The following is a 19648-nucleotide window of genomic DNA, read 5'->3' on the forward strand; positions in this document are numbered from 1 at the left end:
AAAAAAAGGCGGCCCTCATGAAGCCGCCGTTGGTCGTTCTGGCGGCACCTTAGTAAGGCGACCCCAGCCCTGTAAGGCTGCTCATTGAGGAGGATAGGCCCATAGCCTGTTCGTCCTGAGCCGCCACGAAGCCGATCGCGGCTATCACGCAGGCAACGAGCGTTAAGGCTCCCAGGGTGATGATGCCCTTCCTGTTGGAGCGGCTGGAGGCCAGTCCGATCTGCAGGATCTCAATGCCTTTCAATACGAAATAGAAGGCCAGCATGTAGGTGATGATCTGGATCATTCCAGCCATTGGTTGTCTCCCCGTTAGCTCAACAACTGAGCCTTCTTCGCCTGAAACTCCGCCTCGGTCAGGACGCCCTTTTCCTTCAAATCGGCCAACTTGGCGATCTCGTCGGCATGGCTGAACCCCGGTGGCGGAGCGGTAAGACGTCGCGCCGCCTCGCCCTGGGGCTTGAGCATGATCGAATGGACGATCGCGACGATGAAGATCGCGGCACCGTAGAGCCACCAGAGGACGAACGGTCCGTGGCCCTTGTTCTTGGCGACTATTGCCGGGATGAGGCCGATGAATACGACGATGATTAGGATCTCCAACCGCGTCCCCCTCCCGGCCCCGCCGCTGTTGACGTAGCTGCCTAGCACAGCCGGGGCGAGTGTCTAGCGCTCGCATCCGATGCCGTCGCCGTCACGGTCCAAATGGCGGCCATAACCGGGATCGCCTCTTCGCACTGGGGCGGCTCCAGCAGCGCGCGCTTCCGAACAGTTGGCATAGGCTCGACCGGCTGGCGGCTGCGATCGCAGCGCTTGGGGCCGAGATGTCGAGGGCGAGCCGCCACTGCCTCGATGGCAGTGATAGCCGCCATTCTTCCGATCGTTGTGGCAGCCCTCGGAGTTCAGGCCGCCTGGGTGCGCCACTACTGCTGCGGGAATGGCGAGCGCGGCGACGGCGCCGACTACGGTCCAGCGGTTCATTGGACTTTCGAAACGTCCCAACGAAACTGATAGACGTCGTCGTTCCAGGTTACCGTGAGTAGCGCATCAAGCGAACCTTCGGAAGGAATCGCCACCCGGTCAGTGATCACCTGTCCGCCGAAAGAGCTTTCCGGATCGATCGTCGTCGTCTGTAGAACCTGGCCCTGCAGAGCCATCAATGTGCCGTCCAGGTTATCGTTGATCTCTTTCATCGTGAGAGCGGTTCCGGCGACCGCCGCGCCAGCCAGGGCCGCCTGTGCAACATGGTCGGTCGCTTGGTATCGATACACGCCGCGCGGCGTCGAATAGGTGCTGGTGTAGGTCGGGCCTTGGGACGCTGCGTATGCAGTAGCAGCGCCGGCGAGAGCGGCGGCCACTAGCGCGATCGTTGCATCGTTCTTCGCCATTCGCTCGAGCTCAGCATGGGTGAAGATCCGGAGCGGCTCGCCGCCCGCCGCTGCAATCATGTTCTCGACGCCGAAGTTCGTCGGCTCTTTCGCGTTGTTGAAGGCAGCGACACCGAAGACCAGGCGGCCCTTCTCGTTGACGCCGAGCGGGGTGACTTGGACAGACCCATTGCGGCCTTCCGCAAATGTGGTCGCCTGGCCTTGGACATAACGGATCGACTGGTTGGCGTCGGCGACCGGCTTGACGGTGTAGCTGGTGGCGCAAGCGGATATGGCAAGCGCGGCGCAAAGCGCCGGCGCGATCACAAACCTCATAGAATCCCCTCCCCAGGGACAGAAGCACCGCAACCCCCGTCGCGGCGTTCGCGTGTCCTAGCACAAGTCGGACGAGTGTCTAGGCCGCTCAGGGATATGACTACCTAATCCCGGTCGCGTTTGTCAGAGCGATGAAGGCCAAAACCAAAAGCTGTCGACGCCGTCAAGCCGTGCCCCTTCGGGGTTGCGGCCGCACGCCGCTGTGTCATGGTCTCAGCGCGTGCCAATCGTGGGAGAGAGGGACGCGGGACGGCCCGGCGTTGGCCCCACCCTGAGGCCGGGCCGTCCTACCGCTCAGCCGACGGTGATCGTCAGCGCGCCGACGGCGAACTTCACCAGAGCCGGCGACGACCGTCTGAGACGACGCCAGGGCGTTGGAACCCAGCATGTTGCCGCCCGAGGCCGCGTCGAAGATGGCGAAGTGCGAGACGGTCTCGCTGCCGGCCGCCGCCCCGAAATCCACCTCCGCCGAGTTGGCGATCGAGGTGTTGCGCGAGATGGCGCCGTAGGTGGCGGCCAGCCTCCCGGTGCAAAGACCGCAGTTCAGCGAAAAAGGGGCTGGGGAAGGCGGGGCCATGTGATTCAGGCTGGATGGTGAGAAGCCGGGTCCCCGGCCTTCTTCCGCATCGACGTCCGCGACCAACCCTTCGTCCGCAAGATAAGACGGGCCCGGAGACATGCGACCTGTTCGGCTTCCTGGCGACCGAACCCGGCCAGCTCGTCCGCAGCATCCGCCCCGGGATCATGCCGGCAATCCTGACAGAGCGCGAGGGAGGTCGAGACCTGGATGAGCGCGCCGTGGGACGAGGCGAAGGCCCTGCAACGGGCGGTGCTGAATCGAGCGCTGGAGATCTGCCATGAGGGCGTACTGCTGGATCGTCGCCCTCTTCGTGATGGTGATCGGGCTGGGCCTTCTCCCGATCCTCGCGACCATGGCGTCGCTGAACTGCTACCACATGGGCAAGTGCAGCGCCCTGGTGTGGCGCTTCTTCGGCATGGCCACGCTCGTGGCGGCAGGCTTCGCAGCCCTCGGGTGCGGGCTGATGAAGCTGATCAGGAGGCCTCAGGGTGACGCCGCCGGAACGAAACCCATGGATCGGCGCTGAATCCGCCCCTCAGAAAGAGGCGGAAAAGCATGGCGCAGAAGAAGACCCTCATTGCATCAAAGGCCGGCGTCCGCCTGGAGCGATCGAAGACCTGGCCGAACGCCAGCGAGGTAAGATCACGTTCAAGCTGTCGACCTACCGGCCGCCGCAGCCGCGCTACATCGCCGACCTGGACGAGGCTGAAGACGCGTTTGCACGCGAGGTCACCGCCTCGCTGCAGGACCCGGTGATCGTAGCGCGCTGATGGAGCGCGGGACGATCTAGCCGGGAACCCTAAGGGCCGCCGAGGACGTTCACCCTCAGAGAGGAGAAGTTGATGAGCGACGACAAATCCCAAACTGGCAACCCCGATCGCCAACGCGTCAGCCTGTCCGAGGACTATGAGGTCCAGGACTGGTCCAAGCGCTTCGGCGTCACGGCCGATCAACTCCGCGCCGCCGTCGACGCCGTCGGCAATCAGGCCGAGGATATCGAGAAGTATCTTAGCCGCAAGTCTGGACCCGCCTAGGAGAGGCATCATGAGCACCCCCCAAGGCTTGAGGACGCCCAAGCGTATCGCCCTACTGATCCCCATCCTGGTGGCTGTGGTCGCCTTCATCGGCCTAGCCGTATTTTCTTGGTCGCATCTCGGAGCCAAGGGGCCGGCGCCGCAGCTGGGTTCATCGCCGGAACAGGTCGCAACCGGCACAACGCCGCCGACCCGCGATGCCTACACAACGAAGGACTTCGTCGAGCCACAGTCCGAGTAGCTGCACGCCGTCCCCTATGCTGCAGTAAAACCCGCCCTCCGAAGTGAGCGGGCCTCGGTAGATAGCGGAGCCTGGGGCTCGACGGTTACCACCGCTCCACGATGGAGGTGGTGACCGCATCCTTGGTGATGGTCGTCATCTGGCAGAAGCCGCCGACAAGCCCGGTCTTCCGCTGGGCGCGCATCACGGCCAGGCTATGCGCCTTCACGTCAGGCGTCCCGCCCCACAGCTTGAGACCGAAGGTCTTGAGGTCGGCTTCCACAGCATCAGGCATGGGCGATGCGAATGTCAGGGCAGGCTGGACCAGTTCGGGCGCGAAACGCATCACAGCCCCACTGGAGGCTGCCGGCCCCTTGATGGGCCTTAGCGCCCAGGCCGGGTGACCCGCGTCGGGATAGCTGCTGACGACGTAGGCGGCGGCCCGGCCATCCGACCCTACGCCGACCAAAATCGCGTCGACCTTGCCTGGGTCGCCGGGGACCGCGGCGCCACCGCGCATAGCCGTCATCATGTGCTGGTGGGCCGAAACAACTCGGCCTGCAAAGCTGGCGACCAAGTCCTCGAAACCACCCTGCACCTGCGCCATGGCCACGGCGACTAGGGCGGAGAACATGTCTGGGCCGCGGGCGACGAAGGCTGCCGACTGGTGCGCCGCGATCTGTACCTTCTGTTTCAAGGCGACGGTCGAACCATCCGGGGTGATCATCGCCCCATCGGTCAGCAGGCTTACAGACGTCGGGGCCAAATAGACCAAGGCCGCGGTCATTGATCGTCCTCCGGCTCGAAGGCGCGATCCTCGGAGAACGACCCAGCCGAGTAGAGCACGGCATTCACGACGAAGGTCGCCACGGCGGCGGCCGTGCCAGAGAAGCCGAGGACCGTGGTGACGATATACGCCGAAACTGGGTCGGCGTGAGCCACGACCGGGAAGGCAACTAGACACGCCAGCACGCCCAGGAAAAGTCTGAGACGGCGGGTCACTTGCTGTCCTCCGATCCGATCATTCGGCGCATGGCTTCGGCGAGGCTGTACTTCGTCTTGGCGGGGCTGGACTGGCGCGTACTCGCGGCCATGGCCTGCGCCAGGCTATAGCGAAGCTGAGGCTTCGGGGTGGTCGGGCCGGTCATTGCGGGCTCCTTTGGTGGTGGGGGAATGGTTGGTCGGGCATCTGGCAACGCAGGGCGCCGCCCTCGCCCTCCCACGAGGAGAGCGCTTCCCGATCCAGCCGGAAGTTTTCGATGACCTGGCGGGACGCGATCCGGCGACGATCGACAAGTCGGGTCGAGAGGTCTCCGGTCTTGGCGAGGCGCTTGGCGGTTCTGGGGGAGACGCCCAGACGGGCAGCGATGTTGGAGAGGCCGACAACCGTCATTCCGCCCCCTCCACCGCCGACCAGTCGATCTTGGCCATCCGGTCGAGATCCCAGATCGGCTGGTCTTCCCAGACGAATCCATCCGGCCGGCCGACGTCGATCTCAGTGAGCATCTCGGTCACCACCCCCATGGCGAGGGTGCGGAACGTCGCGTCGGCCTGCTTCGCCGTCTCCAGCGATGCACCGTGCTCCCATGCGGAGAGTGCCGCAAAGGCGCAGATGCGGTTGAAGTAGGTCACCAGCAGATTGACCGCGAGCGGCATCAGCACCTCGGGCGGAATTCCCGTCTCGGTGTCGTCCGGGCCTCGGCTGATCTGGCCAGACGGGACGGACCTCTGGGTCACAGGCGCTGAGCGGGCCTTCCTGGGCCGATCCGAGAAGCGACCCAGGCCGGCGTGCATCAAGAGCCGATCGGAGGCCTCGACGCTGATCTTGCCATCGACGACCACGACGGCGCCGCGCGCCTCCCACTTCTGGACAGCCGCCTTGCTGACGCCGTGCATCTTTGCGAACGCGGGCCGTGAAGCGAGGGTCACGCTCATCAGCGGCAACCTCGGGCAACCGGAAACCTGTCGGCGGCCCTCAGGCCCCTCCGGTCCGCGCGTCCGACGCAGAGAGGACGGGGCTTCGGGCCGATCCATCCGTGAGCGGGTGAAGCCCCAGAAGGGCAACTGGCAACCGGCAACCGGATTTCGGGGTCATAGCTGGAGGAAGAACATGCCCAAGCTGCCCGTATACGTTGCGACGCCGGGGAAGGACCCGCGACGATCATGCCGGGGAGATCAGTGCCCACGAGACACCCCCAGGCTGTCGCTGTCGGGCATGACGAGGCGGGACGCCCATGCTTCGGCTTCGCCCACGGTCATGGCGGGGGGTGCGTGTCGGAGGACGAGAAGCGCGGCCTCGATCGTCACGGGGCGGTGCGCCGCGAGGGACAGGGCGAGAGAGAAGCGTCCCTGAGCCAATGGGTGCTGCATGATGTGGGCGCGGCGTTCTCCCGCGTCAGATCGGGGCGTGATGCCCACGCTCTGTTCGGCCATCAGCTCGGCAGTGCGGCGGGCCGGGGTCATGCCGCCTCCGAGCGCCCGGCCGTCTCGGGGGAGAGATACTCGGTCTTCTCCGGCGGCGGCTTCGGGGCCTCCAGCTTGAGGGGAGGAAGCGGGGTAGACGCAAGGCGCGGACCGATGGCGGCGGGAGTGGCCGGGACCGAGACGACGACCCGCTTGTCGACGAGTTTGCAGTGATCCGCCGTGAGGTGATGGACCGCGCCCGAGCTGCGGTGCTGGTACTTGCCGTTCACGATCCTGGACGGATCGATCACCCGCGCACCGCCCTGGTGATGCCAGATGCCTTGGATCGTGTCGGAGACGATGCGCCGGGGCTGGGCGGGATGGTCCCGCAGCGGAGCCTCGACCGTGGGCAGCGGGGACGCGTCGGCCGGGAGGTTGCTGTTGGCGGCGTCGACCGCGGCGTCGGCGGCGGTGACCAAGTCCAGCAGCTCGACGTACCGACGCTGGAGGTCGGGATATTCTTTGGCCAGCTTGGCGCGGGCCGCCTTGGCCTGGGCTTCAGCAGCGGCGTACTGGACGTGCCTCTCCGCGTCGGCGATGGCCGCTCCGCATCGGCCAGGGCGGCTTCCGCGGCCGGGGTCACCCGACGATCGAACGCATCGACCAGGTCACGCGCATCCCGGAGCCGGCGGGTGGCGCTCTCCAAGACGCCGTCGGCGGCCTCACCATCGGCCGTGGCGGCCGCCGTCTGGGCGCGCTCGGCGGACAAGACCTCGGCGACTGCGGCGTCGCGCTTGGCCTTGGCGTTGCCAGGCCGCGCTGGGCGGCTTCATGGGCTTTGCGGGCGGCGGCGACGGGATCGCGTTTCAGGATATCGGTGACGGCCATGTCGGTCCTCGTGGTGGTGTTGGGAATTCTGCGACTGGACTCGCCCGGGCTCAATGCGACCGGACTAGATCGGACTGAGATTGGGTTTCGGGCGGCTGCCGGCGGCGACGCGGGCGGCTGACCCAGATGTCGACGTCGGCCTGTTCGAGGCGCCACGTGTTGCTGCCGGCTGACCTGGAAGCCGGGAGCTGTCCTCGACGGATCGCCTTGTGGATGGTGTCGGGCTTCTCCCCGGCCAGACGGGCGACGTCGTCGACAGACAGGCTGCGCTGGAGGGAATGCTCGATCTCAACAAGGCGGCCGTCGATCTGGTCACCGGTCAGGGCGGCCCGGTCCCGCCGCAGGGTGCGGACTAGGGCGAGCGATGACGGCTCAGAGGTGGAGCGCAGGCCGGTCACTGGACGGACCTCCCGCAGACCCCGTATTTGCGCCACCACCACTGCGCTCCACCTATAAAGGTGGTGGCGCAGGTGGCGCAGTGGCGCAAAGGGCGATCTGCGACACCATGGAAATGGTGGTGGCGCAAGGTGGCGCAGGTGGCGCAAATCATAGCTCCACCCACCTTCCGACGCCGACCGTTTTGCGTGACTTCCGATGCTCATCGAGGGCGTCAACGACCACCAGGGCACCTGATTTGAACCAGGTCTTCAGCAGCCCCTTCGCCTTCTCGCGTGCCGTCTTCTCGTCGAGATCGAGTTCCAGCACCTCGGCCACGGGATAGCCGACCCACTCCTTGGCCTGGACGTTCTCACGCCAGTGACCACCGTCGATGTGCCGCTGCACGGCCAGCAGATCGGCGGCTGAGACACCATCGAAGGGGTCGGGCCACTTCCATGCGGTGACCACACCAACGTTGTCGCTGGGCTTTATGCCGACGCCGTTACCGAGGTCCACGCCAATCATTCGATACCAGACGGCTCCGTCGGGGGAGCGCGGCGACATGTTGGCTTTGCCGTCCTCGACCCGGAAGTAAGGGTAAGGCGTCTCCAGGCCTGCGCGTTCAGCCTCGTCTTTCGACATGGGGTTGAGGACGCGACCGGAGCGAGCGGCGGCTAGGAGGGAACCTGCCCCACGCCCGTCCTCGACCGTGATCTCAGCGCCGTTGGTCTTGCGGGTATGGTGGACCAGCTCAACGGCGGTGTTTGTCTTGCCAGCGATGCGGCCCCATTCCTTGGCGACCGTGTCGATGGCGCCGTTGTCGTTCTCCGCCACCTTGTGGGAGGAGACGAAGGGGTCGATCACGACCACGTCGATCTTGTGGGTCTGGATCTCCGAGACGACCTTCTCGACGTTCGGCTCAATGATCAGCGCGCCGCTGGCGTCGCTCTTCGCGATGGTGATGCCTGCGTCCCGGCCTGAGCCGAGGAATAGCCAACCCTCCAGATCATCTGGCGTGAGGCCGTAGTGCAGCGCCAGCGCCATGGCCCGGCGCATGGTCTCCTCGAAAGGGTCCTCCCCGTTCCAGTAGGCGACGCGCACCCGCTTCTCGACCGGCTTGATGCCGAGCAGGGGCTTGCCGCTGGCCATCGCCATGGCCTCGGCCAACACGAGGGAGGACTTGCCTACGCCACCCGGAGAGAAGGTGGTAGAGACGAACTGGCGGATGTAGTGCCGGCCGTACAGCCAAGCGCGGAGGGGGATAGCGGCAGGGTCGATCCACTTGAACGGCACCGCCCAACTCGGCGCGGGATGATCGCCTCGCGTGGCGAGTGGCGGCGGTGAAGAGGCCCAGGCGCGTAGCTGATCGACAGGGCCGCCAGCGTCTAGCCAGTCCGAGACGTCCTCACCTTCGGCAAGGCCGGGGATGCGAATGATCCTGGCAGAGGCAGCATAGGCTGAGAGCTGTTTAGCGAGCCTCGCCGCCTTCTTACGGCCGGGCTCGTCATTGTCCTCCAGGATGAGGCAGTCATAACCGGCGAGCTGCCGGGCCATGTCCTCGGTCCATTTTCCGCTGGCCGCCGTCGTGGCCGTCAGGTTCAGGCCAGCGAGCCGATCGGCATCCTTCTCGCCTTCGGTGATCCAGATGGTGCTGTGAGCCACTTTGTTGCGGTCAGCGGCGCGGTAGAGGACACGACGCTCACCCGCGTCGTTGAACCATCCGCCGCGGCCATCTGGCCGGCGCTGGCGGAAGGTCTTGGGCTTGCTGGCGTGCTCGTATCGGAGGACCTGATAGAGCAGATCGCCGTCATCACTGCGGTAGTCGTAGGTGGCGGCAAGCGTGTACCCAGCGCCCGTCAACCCAAGGTCGGAGTAAGGCTTCGGGCTTCGGGCAGCCCGTTCGGACATGCGCTCGATGGCGCCGGGCTTGGGTGTCCAGGAGCTTAGCCCAAGCTTGGCGCGCACGTACTCTCGACATAGCCGCCAGTCGTCCTCCGCCTTGCTGTCGGTTCGGAAGCCCTCCGGGCTGTCGGGATCAAGCCAGACAATGAGGCTGTCGTCGCGCTGCGAGTGTCCCGGCCCCGCCGCGCGCACATGATCACCCTCGATCTTGCCGCCAAGAGCGTGAGCGACGGTGCGGAGATCCAGCGCGGCGTTCATGCAGCGCCCCCAATTCGGCTCGCCATGCGATTGCGGAAGCCGTCGCTGATGAGCCCCGCCCAGTCGTCGACGGTCGTGAACGGCGTGAAGAGGTTGATCGTGGTGCACGCCGCGGCGAGCGTGTCCAACGCGGCGCGGACAGCAGCGGCGGCCTCTTCCTCGGAGCTGAAGGTATGGGTTGGCGGTGCGGTCCGGGCGGTGCGCACGGCGGCGAGGTTAATGATGCGAGGATCATCAGCCACGGACCACCTCCCAGCCCTGGAAATGGCCTTCGTCGCTCACGATCGAGCGGAGCATCGCCCTTGCAGGGCAGAGCGGCCGGGAGTAGGATTGCTGCCGATCTTCCTCGTCAGTTGATCTCCTGCAAACCCCGGTGAGCCCTGCACGGCCGCCGGGGTTTTTCGTGGGCGGGGCCTGGTTGAACCTTCCCATGATCACGCCGCCTCGCTCGTGGAGGAGGCGGAGTTGTCGTTGGCCCAGGCGAGCAGGTCGCCGACCCGGTAGCGGACGGCGCGGCCGAAGCGGCTGAAGCGGCATCCGCCACCGCGAAGGCGGAGCTGCCGCAGATAACTGCGGCTGAGGCCGAGCATTTCGGCCGCCTCCACATCATCGATAAACCGGTCCGTTGCCGGAACCGCGGCGGGCCGTAGCGTGGACTGTGTCGCGAGCATCTGTCGTGTCCCGGACGCTCCCGGTGAAGTCCGGGGTGGGCGTCTAGGAACAGACCTGACCCGCCATAGCGGGGTGGTTCAGGAACCGGCGTCACGCCGCTTAGGGGGACCGGCGTGACGCCGGTTAGGACATTTCCGCTACGAGGTTGGCCTTGATAGGGTTCAATACCGCCTCGGCTCCCTCGTCCGTGATGCTGAATTCCTGAGCAATTTGTTGACACAGAGACCACCAAGACCGCGCATAACCTTGAGCGACCAACTGGACGGCTCGGTCTCGTTTTTTGTTCCCCTCAGCAAGATTAGCCTCCCCTGCTCCGTCCGTTCGAAGCGTCCCCGCGCTGACTTCCAAGCCACGGGCTCGCGTGGACTTTATGAAATCAGACCGGTTGAGGCAGACGTCTCTCCAGCCAAATAGGACCGACCCGTCATCCTTTCCGAGTTCCACCCGAGCCCAGTGTTTCAGATCCGGTTCGGTCTGGCCGATATTATCGGCGGTAATGCCGCATGCGACGCCCATGTCGTGCCAGGAGAAATGAGCCCAGGCGCGGTAAACGGCCCAATATCCGCGCGGAATGTCGGCTCGACCAGAAGCCTGAAAAATTCGATCGGCAGCGAAGTTCGGGGAGCCTGTCGCGCGCACCTCTCCGCTGAGCAATAGCTCGTAGATCAGCCGATACGCGGCTTGCCACTGCTCCGTCTCGAAGTGCTCCTTCCGCAGCATCCCGAAAATTACGTGCTGTTCGAAGATGGCAGCTTTCGCGGCACGCGCTGCGATAGATCGTGCATCAAATGGCCCGCATGCCATCCGCGCCTGCCACGCTGAATAGCGAGGATGAGCGCGGCAACGTTGGCGGTACGCTTCAGCCGAGACGGGTTGACCGTAGGCCACTGCGCTGATGGCCTCGATCAGAGAAATCTGAGGATTTTGCGCTGGCGGCCTTGGCTTACGTGGGGCCATCAGGCTCTCGGCCCCATCGCAGCGTCGATCGATTCGGCGATACTATCTGCCGCCGCCCGCACCGGATCGTCGGCCAAGTGCGCGTAGCGAGCAGTGGTCTTCACGTCTGCATGGCCTAGCAGCTTACCCAGGACGACCAAGCCTTGCCCAGATGCGACCCCACTACTGGCGAATGAGTGGCGCAGGTCGTGGATTCGTACGTCTTCCAGACCGGCCGCCTTGCGCACGACGCGCCACGTCTTCTGCAACTGACCGAATGGCTTCAGCGGGTCCGTCGCGGAGGGGAACACATATGGGCTATCCTTCACCTTCGGCACGGCCTCTATGACCTCCAGTGCAACTCGACCGACGGGCACGATTTTCTGGCCTGTCTTGCTGTCCTCGAGACGCAGGCACCCGAAGTCGGAATCAACCTCAGACCACTTAAGCTGTTCGATCTCGCCGCGCCTGGCGCCAGTCAGGGCCAGCAGTCGCAAAATGCGGGTGGCGGACCGATTGCCGCCGGCCGCATCCGACGCCGCCATGGCTTCGCCGAGGGCCGTCAGCCCGTCGGCGACAGGAAGCGTTCCATCTTACGGTCGCGGTAGCGCTTAAGGCCGCGCACGGGATTATCTGGTCGCATCTTCCGCTTGACTGCAAACTCGAAAATCCCGCCCAGCAGACCAGCGGTCCGCGTCGCGGTCCCCTTTCCGCCTTTGGCCATTGGATCTTTCAGGCGCCGGCGCTCGGCGTCCTTGGGGACCTGCCCGGCTTTAACCTGCGCCATTGACGGCTTGATCTTCGATGCTGTCCGGCCGGATGCGACGTCCTGCATCCACCGCTCGACGTCAGGCAGTGTGACGACGTTGACCCGCTTGTTACCGAGGATGGGCTTGATGTGGCGTTCGATTCGTCCCTTGTCCGTGGCCAAGGTGGACGGTTTCTTCATCGCCACGCCCTGCTCCAGATACAGGTCGCACAGTTCCGAAACGGTGATGTCGGCGCGGACCTTCGCCCGGTCGGCTTGCGGGTCGGCGCCCCTAGTGGCCGAAGCCAAGACCTTGCGCGCGCCTCGTCTCTGGCTTCGTCGGCGGTGATTGCACCATGCCGCCCGATAACGAGCTGGCGCAGTGTGCCGCTCCGGCCTCCCCCGACCCGGTATCGGGCCACGTACGTCTTCGTGCCGTGGGGCGAGACGCGAAGGCCGAACCCCTTCAGATCGCTGTCCCAGACAGTGAAGCGCTCGACCCCCGGCTTGGCGGCGTCCACGACACGCTTGGTAATGCGTGCCGATCGTCCATTTCATCCGCCATTTCACCTTCCACCTGCCGACCGCGGTGAGCCCGTGGTCATCACATGGTCATCACCGCGAAGGTGACACCCGTGAACACCTGTAGAACACGATAGCACGATCCGAAAGTGCAAATCGCCGCCACGACTGAATTTTAGCCCTGAAACCCTGTCGTGGCGGGTCTGGCTTGATAGCCCTCCGAAGGCAGGGGTCAGAGGTTCGAATCCTCTCGGGTGCGCCACTTCCATTCAAGATTGTGAACGCCGTCCTCGGCGGCGACGTCGCGGCTGTCCCGGACATCCGGCGCCCGCGGGGGTGCGGCTCGCCCCGAGCATGCGCGGGACGGACGGCGATGGCGCGACCCGCCGCAAGGCGCCGCCGACCGGCCGCCTGGTTCGATGACCGCGTGATGAGGAAGGGTCCGGAAAAAATCGGCGCCTGCCGAATCGACAGGCGCCTGATTTTCTTGCTTCGACTGGAGCGGGCGAGGCGATTCGAACGCCCGACCCTCACCTTGGCAAGGTGATGCTCTACCCCTGAGCTACGCCCGCACTCCGTTGGGAGCGATGTGCGCTCCCCGTCGAGGAGGGGGCGTATAGCGGAGCGCCCCGCTCCTTCGCAAGAGGGTTTTTTGCTTTTTACCGCGGCGCCAATCTGATGGCCCCGTCCAGGCGGATGCATTCGCCGTTGATATAGACGTTGCGCGCCAGCTCCAGCACCAGCGACGCATAGTCGGCCGGCGTGCCCAGGCGGCTGGGGAAGGGGATGGCGGCGGCCAGGGCGTCCTGGATCTTCTGGTCCATGCCCGCCATCATCGGCGTCCACATGATGCCGGGCAGGATGGTGTTGCAGCGCACCCCTTCCTGGGCCAGGTCGCGCGCGATCGGCAGGGTCATGGCGTAAACCCCGCCCTTGGACGCCGAATAGGCCGCCTGGCCGATCTGGCCGTCCTGGGCCGCGACCGAGGCCGTGTTGACGATCAGGCCGCGCTCGCCGTCGGCCATAGGCTCCAGCGTCACCATGCCCGCCGCCGACTGCGACAGGACGCGGAAGGTGCCGAACAGGTTGACCCGCACGGTGCGTTCGAACTGGGCCATGTCGTGGGCCTTGATCTCGCCGGTGTCCTTCTTGCGCGAGACGGTCTTCATGCCGGTGGCGATCCCGGCGCAGTTGACGGTCAGCCGCTCCTGGCCGTGGGCGGCGCGGGCCTTTTCGAAGGCTGAGGCGACCGAGGCGTCGTCGGTGACGTCCACCTGGCAGAAGACGCCGCCGATCTCGGCCGCGATGGCCTCGCCCTTCTCGGCGTTCAGGTCGAACAGGGCGACCTTGGCGCCGGTGGCGGCGATGGCGCGGGCCGTGCCCTCGCCCAGGCCCGAGGCGCCCCCGGTGACGACGGCGGCGATGCGGCTGTCGAGTTTCATGCGTCCATTCCCTATATCTGGTGAACCTGAGTTTCGATCGAGGATTTAGCGGCCATGCCCGGCAAAGCCAAACCGATCTCGCCCGACGACGTCCTGGACCCCGAAAAGGCCCTGGTCCCGGCGGTGGTGCGCGTCAACGAGACGCGGGTGAAGCGCGGCTTCTGGCCCAAGATCACCCGCACCGCCGCGCGCATCCCCTTCGCCGACCAGGCGCTGGCGGCCTGGTACGCCGCGCGCGATCCGCAGACGCCGATGGCGGCCAAGGGCATGATCTTCGCCGGCCTGGCCTATTTCGTCATGCCTATCGACGCCATCCCGGACCTCTTCGCCGGCATCGGCTTCACCGACGACGCGGTCGGCGGTCATCACGGCCCTGCTGGCCACCCTGGGCGCCAACATCAAGCGCCGCCACCGCGACCAGGCCGAGGCGGCCGTGAAGCGGCTCAGGGATCGCCGAGGCGAATAGCCAGGCTTACCGATTATTCAGTTGCCCGGCGCGCCCGGCGGTCTCAGCGTCACCGGCAGCATGGGCGAGGGTCTGGCCGTGGGCCTGGACGCCCTGGGCGCGCGCGTCACGGGCTGTCCGATGGCCGGGCTGCTGGGCGCGATCTACGACCTTCCGCTGGAGCGGTCGGGCCTGACGATCAAGCTGCCGGCCGAGCGGCTGTCGACCGTCTCGGGCGTTCCGCGCGAAGCCTTCCGCTGCGCGCCCTGAGATCGGCGCGCGGACCCCGTCAGTCGTTGATCGTCACCACGATCTTGCCCAGGGCCTGGCGTTCGCCCAGGCCTTGATGGCGTCGGCGGCCTTGTCCAGGGGGAAGGTCCGGGACACGCGCGGACGGATCTTGCCGTCGGCTTACATCCGCATCAGTTCAGCCATGTTGGCGGCGAAGAGCATCGAGGCTTTTCTCAACATTCGATTGTATCGGTTGCTTCTCGAGCCTTGGTGGCAGACCTCGCCTTCCGACTTGACGCGTTCGCATACGTCGTCGAAGTAGAACTCAGGGGGCTGTCATGACCAAAAGATCCAAAGCATCCGACGACACCAATACGCCAGCCGTACTGGTGACAGAGACGGCGCCGGCCGGCAAAGCAAGGAGGATCGGGCCCCAGGTCTTGGACAAAGTTAAAAGTTCACTCCAGTCCGGCAGCGACCAAACGCGCGCGGCCGCAGCCGTTGCAGGCCATGGAATGGTCATTGCAGTGGATGCCGTGAAAAAGGCTGCTGACGCCACGGCGAGAGCCTCTGGCGAACTCGGCGTCGCCGCATACTACGCCGTCGGCGATTTGAACGGAGACGGCAAGGTCGATGAGGATGATTGGAAGATTGCTCGCCATGCCGCAGGGAAAGCCGCTGCTGGGATCGCGCGCGAAGCCGGTGAACTTGGAAAGGCTGTTGCGCGACACGAAATCACCAAAGACGCCGCGGCTGGCGCCGCTGTCGGCGCATTAATCGCTTTGCCAATCCCGTTCGTAGGCCCCGCCGCCGGCGCGGCGGCCGGTGCCGCCATAGGGTTGACCCGAGGGGTGCTTGATAGCGGCGCAATCGCCGACGTCGTTGGCCAAGCGGCGGCAGCTGTCAGAAAACCTCCGACACGAAAACCTGCTCGCAAGCAACCACGTCGCTGAATATCGACCTCGCATACGTCAGTCCTCGATCGTCACCACGATCTTGCCGAGCGCCTGGCGGTCGCCCAGGGCCTTGATGGCGTCGGCGGCCTTTTCCAGGGGGAAGGTCCGGGACACGCGCGGACGGATCTTGCCGTCGGCGTACATCCGCATCAGCTCGGCCATGTTGGCGGCGTGGGCCTTGGGATCGCGCATCACCGCCGCGCCCCAGAAGACGCCGATCACCGACACGGACTTCAGCAGGGTCAGGTTCAGCGGCAGGGACGGGATGCCGGCCGGGAAGCCGACGACCAGATAGCGGCCGTTCCAGTCCATGGCCCGAAGCGCGGGTTCGGCGTAGTCGCCGCCGACCGCGTCATAGACCACGTCGGCGCCGTCGCGGCCGGCGGCCAGCTTGAACTCGCCCGACAGCTCCTTCTGGGCGGCCTTGTCCATCGGGCCGGAGGGATAGATCAGGCCGTTGTCGGCCCCCAGGTCCAGGGCGAACTCCACCTTGTCGTTGGTCGAGGCGGCGGCGACCACGCGCGCGCCCATCGCCTTGCCCAGCTCCACCGCCGCGGCCCCGACGCCGCCGGCCGCGCCCAGCACCAGCAGGGTCTCGCCCGGCTGCAGCTTCGCCCGGTCCTTCAGCGCGTAATAGCTGGTGCCGTAGGTCATGATCAGGGCCGCGGCTTCCTCAAAGCTCATGCCCTCCGGGATCGGCGTCAGGGTCGCGGCCGGAACCGCCAGCCGCTCGACCAGCCCGCCCCAGCCGGGCACGGCGATGACGCGGTCGCCCTTGAACACGCCCTTGACGCCCTCGCCCACCGCCTCGACCACGCCGGCGACCTCGGCCCCCGGGGCGAAGGGACGCGGCGGCTTGAACTGGTATTTGTCCTCGATGATCAGGGTGTCGGGATAGTTGATCCCCACCGCCTTGACCTCGATCACCACCTCGCCGGCCTTGGGCGTCGGATCGAGGATGTCCTCCACGACCAGGGTGTCGGGACCGCCGGGGGCCTTTGAGAGAACGGCGCGCATCATTCCTCCTGGGCCATTCGAGGCCGCTGTTGTCCCGCGCCATGGCGCGGCCTTCATGGCGACGCTAAACAGCGCCACGCCCGATTGAAAGAGGCGACGAGAACAGGCTCAGGACCACGACATGACCGCCCTCATCCTCCACGGCGGCGCCGGCGCCCGGCGCGAACGCAACTACGACGCCGAGGTCGCGCACATGCGCCAGGTGGTCGAGGTCATGAAGGCGCGGCTGGAGGCGGGCGACAGCGCCCTGGACGTGGCGACGGCCGCGGTCGTCCTGCTGGAGGATTCGGGCCTCTATGTCGCGGGCAAGGGCGCTTCGCCCAACCTGGCCGGCGCCTATGAGCTGGACGCGTCAATCATGGACGGAGCGACGCGGCGGGCCGGGGCGGTGGCGGCCCTGCAGGGCTTCCGCAATCCGGTCCTGGCCGCCCGCGCGGTGATGGAGCGGACGCCGCACGTCATGCTGGCGGGCGAGGGCGCGGCCCTGTTCGCCCACGACCAGGGGCTGGAGCCGATCGCCGACGAGGCCGCCTGGTTCACCCACGCCGGCCAAGGCGAGGACAATCATCCGCCCGGAACCCTGAGCCACGGCACGGTCGGCTGCTGCGTGCTGGACGCGCAGGGGCGGCTGGCGGCGGCGACCTCCACCGCCGGCGTCTTCGGCAAGATGCCGGGACGGGTGGGCGACACCCCCCTGCCCGCGGCGGGAACCTGGGCCGACGCGCGCGTGGCCGCCAGCGGCACCGGCCAGGGCGAATATTTCATCCGCGTGGCCGCAACGGCCCAGGTCGGCTGGCGCGTCGGAACGGGCCAGACCCTGGCCCAGGCGACCCAGGCCGTGATCGACGACATCGGCGCGGTGGGCGGCGACGGGGCCTGATCGCCCTGGACGCCCAGGGAAACATCGCCGCCCCCTTCAACAGCCAGGGCATGAAGCGCGCCTGGCTGACCCCGGCCGGCGAGATCGAGGTGGAGGTTTTCGGCCGCTGAGCCCCCGGCCAATCCCGCATCGTCATTGCGGTTGATTATGATAATCGTTCGCATTAAAGCGCCGCTATTGTTTTCAGCGGGGCTTTCACCATGCGTAGCCGTCTTCTTCTCTCCACCGCCGTCGCCGGCCTGGCCTCGACCCTGATCGCCCAGCCGGGGCGCGCCGAGACGGCGGACCAGACGGCCGCCCAGCTGGATCCCGTCGTGGTCCTGGCCACCCGGTCCGAGCGCCGGGCCGGCGACACGCCGGCGACCGTCAGCGTCATCACCGACGCCCAGATCCAGGCGATGCTGGCGACCGACATCAAGGACCTGATCCGCTACGAGCCCGGCGTCAGCGTCCCGACCAGCCCGGCCCGCTTCAGCCTGGCGCTGTCGGGCGCCGGCCGCGACGGAAACGCCGGCTTCACCATCCGGGGCATGGGCGGCGACCGGGTGCTGATCGTCAACGACGGCGTCCGCCTGCCCGGCGGCTTCTCCTTCGGCGCCCAGGCGGTGGGACGCGGCGGCTACAACGACCTGGACCTGGTCAAGTCGGTCGAAATCCTGCGCGGCCCGGCCTCGGCCCTCTACGGCTCGGACGGCGTCGCCGGCGCGGTGGCCTTCACCACCAAGGATCCGGTCGATTTCCTGACTGACGGCCAGGCCTTCGGCGCGCAGGGCCGCGTCGCCTACAACTCGGCCGACGAGGGCTGGACCGAGGGCCTGGCGCTGGCCGGTCGCAGCGGCTCGCTGTCGGGCCTGCTGGCCTACACCCGCCGCGACAGCCAGGAGACCGAAAACCAGGGCGAGGTCGGCGGCGTGGGCGCGGCCCGCACCCAGCCCAATCCGCAGGATTTCGGCTCCAACGCCGTCCTGGGCAAGCTGGTGTGGGAGGCCTCGCCCCGCCACACTCTGCGCCTGACCTACGACCACCTGGATTCCGAGATGGACGGCGAGGCGCTGAGCAGCCTGTCGGCGACGACCCTGGCGGTGACGGCCCATGACGAGACCCAGCGCGACCGGGTCAGCCTGGACTGGCGCTTCACCGACATCGCCGGCCTGGATGACGGCTCGATCTCGGCCTACTGGCAGGATGCGACGACGCGGCAGGTCACCTACGAGGATCGCGCGACCCTGGCCGACCGCGAACGGGACGTCACCTTCGACAACACGGTTTACGGCGTGGCGGGCCAGGGGGCGAAAACCTTCGGCTCCGAGGCCGCGCGCCACCGCGTGACCTTCGGCGGCGACTGGTCCCTGACGACCCAGGAGGGCCTGCGCGACGGCGTGACGCCTCCGGTGGGCGAGCCCTTCCCCGCCCGCCCCTTCCCCAAGACCGAATACCAGCTGGCCGGCCTGTTCGTTCAGGACGAGATCGCGTTGCTGGACGGCGCGCTGAGCATCATTCCGTCGGTGCGGTACGACTGGTACGACCTCGACCCGCAGCCCGACGCCCTGTTTCCGGCCGCGGCGGAGGGTCAGAGCGACGACCACATCTCGCCCAAGCTGGGGGTGGTCTATTGGCCGCACCCGCGCTTCGGCGTCTTCGCCAACTACGCCGAGGGCTTCCGGGCGCCGTCGCCGATGCAGGTGAACAACTATTTCGCCAATCCGGTCTTCGGCTATGAGTCCATCCCCAACCCCGACCTGGAACCCGAGACCAGCGACAGCTTCGAGGGCGGGGTCCGGTTCCGCGACATCGCGGCCTTCGGCGGCGTGGCCCGGCTGCAGGCGACCGCCTTCGCCAGCAACTACGACAACTTCATCGAACAGGTGGTGGTGTCGGGCTCGGGCGTGCCCGGCGTCGATCCGCTGATCTACCAGTACGTCAACCTGACCGAGGTGGAGATCCGCGGCCTGGAGGCGCGCGGCGACATCGACTGGGACAACGGCCTGGGCCTGATCGTCTCGGCCGCCTACGCCGAAGGCGACCAGCGCACCGACGGCGCACGCACCGACCTGCCCAGCGTCGATCCGGTCAAGCTGGTGGCCGGCCTGAACTACGCCGCGCCGTCGGGCGTCTGGGGCGGTTCGGCCGTCGTGACCTGGTCGGGCAAGAAGGATCAGGCGACCTACAACCTGCCGTGCGCCGCCGCCTGCTATCTGGGCGACAGCTTCACCCTGCTGGACCTGACCGCCTACTGGAACGTGACAGAGCGGGCCACGCTGCGCGCAGGGGTGTTCAACGTCTTCGACGAAAAGTACGCCTGGTGGAGCGACATCCAGGGCCTGTCGGCGACCTCGACCGTCAGGGACGCCTACACCCAGCCGGGCCGGAACTTCGGCGTGTCGCTGAGCCTGCGCCTGTGATGTCCCAGTTGCCGTCCCATCCCGCCCCCAAGAC

29 protein-coding genes, 1 tRNA gene and 2 pseudogenes are annotated in these 19648 nt (G+C 66.6%); 9 read left to right on the forward strand and 23 right to left on the reverse strand.

The features are described 5' to 3' along the window. Positions 1-49 precede the first annotated feature (49 nt). From MU852_RS07865 to MU852_RS18205, 5 genes are all read right to left on the reverse strand, one after another. Positions 50-286, reverse strand: a complete 237-nt coding sequence (locus tag MU852_RS07865; protein WP_249751715.1) for a hypothetical protein — start codon at positions 284-286, stop codon at positions 50-52. 23 nt (positions 287-309) lie between these two features. Then, the gene (locus tag MU852_RS07870) at positions 310-600 is read right to left on the reverse strand and encodes an SHOCT domain-containing protein (protein WP_249751716.1); all 291 of its coding nucleotides are present in this window, start codon (positions 598-600) and stop codon (positions 310-312) included. A 63-nt stretch (positions 601-663) separates the two neighbouring features. Next, on the reverse strand, positions 664-978 hold the full coding sequence (locus MU852_RS17820; RefSeq protein ID WP_347342359.1) for an excalibur calcium-binding domain-containing protein: 315 nt from the start codon (positions 976-978) through the stop codon (positions 664-666). Then, on the reverse strand, positions 975-1700 hold the full coding sequence (locus tag MU852_RS07875; protein WP_249751717.1) for a hypothetical protein: 726 nt from the start codon (positions 1698-1700) through the stop codon (positions 975-977). The genes MU852_RS17820 and MU852_RS07875 overlap by 4 nt, the downstream gene beginning before the upstream one ends. A 205-nt stretch (positions 1701-1905) precedes the next feature. Beyond that, on the reverse strand, positions 1906-2379 hold the full coding sequence (locus MU852_RS18205) for a phage tail fiber protein (RefSeq protein ID WP_430641210.1): 474 nt from the start codon (positions 2377-2379) through the stop codon (positions 1906-1908). A gap of 178 nt (positions 2380-2557) precedes the next feature. Here MU852_RS18205 and MU852_RS07880 point away from each other — a divergent pair, with 178 nt between their 5' ends. The 4 genes from MU852_RS07880 to MU852_RS07895 all read left to right on the forward strand — a co-directional run bounded on the left by MU852_RS07880 (position 2558) and on the right by MU852_RS07895 (position 3555). Further along, a complete protein-coding gene (locus tag MU852_RS07880) occupies positions 2558-2806 on the forward strand; it encodes a hypothetical protein (RefSeq protein WP_249751718.1) in 249 nt (82 codons plus the stop codon). After that, the gene (locus MU852_RS07885; RefSeq protein WP_249751719.1) at positions 2769-3050 is read left to right on the forward strand and encodes a hypothetical protein; all 282 of its coding nucleotides are present in this window, start codon (positions 2769-2771) and stop codon (positions 3048-3050) included. The genes MU852_RS07880 and MU852_RS07885 overlap by 38 nt, the downstream gene beginning before the upstream one ends. Positions 3051-3122: 72 nt before the next feature. Further along, complete coding sequence (locus MU852_RS07890) at positions 3123-3314, forward strand: DUF3606 domain-containing protein (protein ID WP_249751720.1); 192 nt, start codon at positions 3123-3125, stop codon at positions 3312-3314. 10 nt (positions 3315-3324) lie between these two features. Beyond that, positions 3325-3555, forward strand: a complete 231-nt coding sequence (locus tag MU852_RS07895) for a hypothetical protein (protein WP_249751721.1) — start codon at positions 3325-3327, stop codon at positions 3553-3555. Positions 3556-3640: 85 nt separating this feature from the next. On the opposite strand, the gene MU852_RS07900 is transcribed toward MU852_RS07895, so the two are convergent. The 17 genes from MU852_RS07900 to MU852_RS07975 all read right to left on the reverse strand — a co-directional run bounded on the left by MU852_RS07900 (position 3641) and on the right by MU852_RS07975 (position 13683). Then, entirely contained in the window at positions 3641-4321 is a 681-nt protein-coding gene (locus MU852_RS07900) for a hypothetical protein (RefSeq protein WP_249751722.1), read from the reverse strand. Then, a complete protein-coding gene (locus MU852_RS07905; protein ID WP_249751723.1) occupies positions 4318-4536 on the reverse strand; it encodes a hypothetical protein in 219 nt (72 codons plus the stop codon). Before MU852_RS07905 ends, MU852_RS07900 begins: the two co-directional genes overlap by 4 nt. Further along, positions 4533-4682 carry a hypothetical protein gene (locus MU852_RS07910; protein ID WP_249751724.1) on the reverse strand — a complete coding sequence of 50 codons (150 nt, stop codon included), beginning with the start codon at positions 4680-4682 and terminating at the stop codon, positions 4533-4535. The genes MU852_RS07905 and MU852_RS07910 overlap by 4 nt, the downstream gene beginning before the upstream one ends. Further along, complete coding sequence (locus MU852_RS07915; RefSeq protein ID WP_249751725.1) at positions 4679-4927, reverse strand: hypothetical protein; 249 nt, start codon at positions 4925-4927, stop codon at positions 4679-4681. The genes MU852_RS07910 and MU852_RS07915 overlap by 4 nt, the downstream gene beginning before the upstream one ends. Next, on the reverse strand, positions 4924-5469 hold the full coding sequence (locus MU852_RS07920) for a hypothetical protein (RefSeq protein ID WP_249751726.1): 546 nt from the start codon (positions 5467-5469) through the stop codon (positions 4924-4926). The genes MU852_RS07915 and MU852_RS07920 overlap by 4 nt, the downstream gene beginning before the upstream one ends. 240 nt (positions 5470-5709) lie before the next feature. Next, the gene (locus tag MU852_RS07925; protein ID WP_249751727.1) at positions 5710-5997 is read right to left on the reverse strand and encodes a hypothetical protein; all 288 of its coding nucleotides are present in this window, start codon (positions 5995-5997) and stop codon (positions 5710-5712) included. Further along, entirely contained in the window at positions 5994-6416 is a 423-nt protein-coding gene (locus tag MU852_RS07930) for a hypothetical protein (RefSeq protein WP_249751728.1), read from the reverse strand. The genes MU852_RS07925 and MU852_RS07930 overlap by 4 nt, the downstream gene beginning before the upstream one ends. Positions 6417-6875: 459 nt before the next feature. After that, entirely contained in the window at positions 6876-7223 is a 348-nt protein-coding gene (locus tag MU852_RS07935) for a helix-turn-helix domain-containing protein (RefSeq protein ID WP_249751729.1), read from the reverse strand. Positions 7224-7371: 148 nt separating this feature from the next. Next, positions 7372-9363 (reverse strand): AAA family ATPase, encoded by a 1992-nt coding sequence (locus tag MU852_RS07940; protein WP_249751730.1) that lies wholly within the window; start codon positions 9361-9363, stop codon positions 7372-7374. After that, the gene (locus MU852_RS07945; protein ID WP_249751731.1) at positions 9360-9605 is read right to left on the reverse strand and encodes a hypothetical protein; all 246 of its coding nucleotides are present in this window, start codon (positions 9603-9605) and stop codon (positions 9360-9362) included. The genes MU852_RS07940 and MU852_RS07945 overlap by 4 nt, the downstream gene beginning before the upstream one ends. Before the next feature lie 192 nt (positions 9606-9797). After that, complete coding sequence (locus tag MU852_RS07950; RefSeq protein ID WP_249751732.1) at positions 9798-10034, reverse strand: helix-turn-helix transcriptional regulator; 237 nt, start codon at positions 10032-10034, stop codon at positions 9798-9800. A 124-nt stretch (positions 10035-10158) separates the two neighbouring features. Continuing rightward, positions 10159-10992, reverse strand: a complete 834-nt coding sequence (locus MU852_RS07955; protein ID WP_249751733.1) for a hypothetical protein — start codon at positions 10990-10992, stop codon at positions 10159-10161. Continuing rightward, positions 10992-11516 (reverse strand): site-specific integrase, encoded by a 525-nt coding sequence (locus MU852_RS07960; RefSeq protein WP_249751734.1) that lies wholly within the window; start codon positions 11514-11516, stop codon positions 10992-10994. Before MU852_RS07960 ends, MU852_RS07955 begins: the two co-directional genes overlap by 1 nt. Before the next feature lie 17 nt (positions 11517-11533). Continuing rightward, positions 11534-12028, reverse strand: coding sequence for an N-terminal phage integrase SAM-like domain-containing protein (locus MU852_RS07965; protein WP_249751735.1), 495 nt, complete (start codon positions 12026-12028; stop codon positions 11534-11536). Beyond that, positions 11917-12255 carry an Arm DNA-binding domain-containing protein gene (locus MU852_RS18210; protein ID WP_430641217.1) on the reverse strand — a complete coding sequence of 113 codons (339 nt, stop codon included), beginning with the start codon at positions 12253-12255 and terminating at the stop codon, positions 11917-11919. The genes MU852_RS07965 and MU852_RS18210 overlap by 112 nt, the downstream gene beginning before the upstream one ends. A gap of 483 nt (positions 12256-12738) precedes the next feature. Next, positions 12739-12813 (reverse strand) — tRNA-Gly (locus MU852_RS07970). Positions 12814-12900: 87 nt separating this feature from the next. Next, a complete protein-coding gene (locus MU852_RS07975) occupies positions 12901-13683 on the reverse strand; it encodes an SDR family NAD(P)-dependent oxidoreductase (RefSeq protein WP_249751736.1) in 783 nt (260 codons plus the stop codon). 54 nt (positions 13684-13737) lie between these two features. Here MU852_RS07975 and MU852_RS07980 point away from each other — a divergent pair. From MU852_RS07980 to MU852_RS07990, 3 genes and pseudogenes are all read left to right on the forward strand, one after another. Beyond that, a pseudogene (locus tag MU852_RS07980) lies at positions 13738-14149 on the forward strand (YkvA family protein). A gap of 21 nt (positions 14150-14170) precedes the next feature. Then, on the forward strand, positions 14171-14398 hold the full coding sequence (locus MU852_RS07985) for a hypothetical protein (protein WP_249751737.1): 228 nt from the start codon (positions 14171-14173) through the stop codon (positions 14396-14398). A gap of 299 nt (positions 14399-14697) precedes the next feature. Then, positions 14698-15312, forward strand: coding sequence for a hypothetical protein (locus tag MU852_RS07990; protein ID WP_249751738.1), 615 nt, complete (start codon positions 14698-14700; stop codon positions 15310-15312). A gap of 18 nt (positions 15313-15330) precedes the next feature. Here MU852_RS07990 and MU852_RS07995 read toward each other — a convergent pair whose 3' ends face one another. Continuing rightward, the gene (locus tag MU852_RS07995; protein ID WP_249751739.1) at positions 15331-16332 is read right to left on the reverse strand and encodes an NADPH:quinone oxidoreductase family protein; all 1002 of its coding nucleotides are present in this window, start codon (positions 16330-16332) and stop codon (positions 15331-15333) included. A gap of 121 nt (positions 16333-16453) precedes the next feature. On the opposite strand from MU852_RS07995, the pseudogene MU852_RS08000 reads away from it, so the two are divergent. Both MU852_RS08000 and MU852_RS08005 read left to right on the forward strand, forming a co-directional pair. Further along, positions 16454-17322: pseudogene (locus MU852_RS08000) on the forward strand (isoaspartyl peptidase/L-asparaginase family protein). 90 nt (positions 17323-17412) lie between these two features. Then, positions 17413-19614 (forward strand): TonB-dependent hemoglobin/transferrin/lactoferrin family receptor, encoded by a 2202-nt coding sequence (locus MU852_RS08005; RefSeq protein ID WP_249751740.1) that lies wholly within the window; start codon positions 17413-17415, stop codon positions 19612-19614. The last annotated feature ends 34 nt before the right edge of the window (positions 19615-19648 follow it).

This window comes from Brevundimonas albigilva, from assembly GCF_023503965.1.
Taxonomy (GTDB): Bacteria; Pseudomonadota; Alphaproteobacteria; order Caulobacterales; family Caulobacteraceae; genus Brevundimonas; species Brevundimonas albigilva.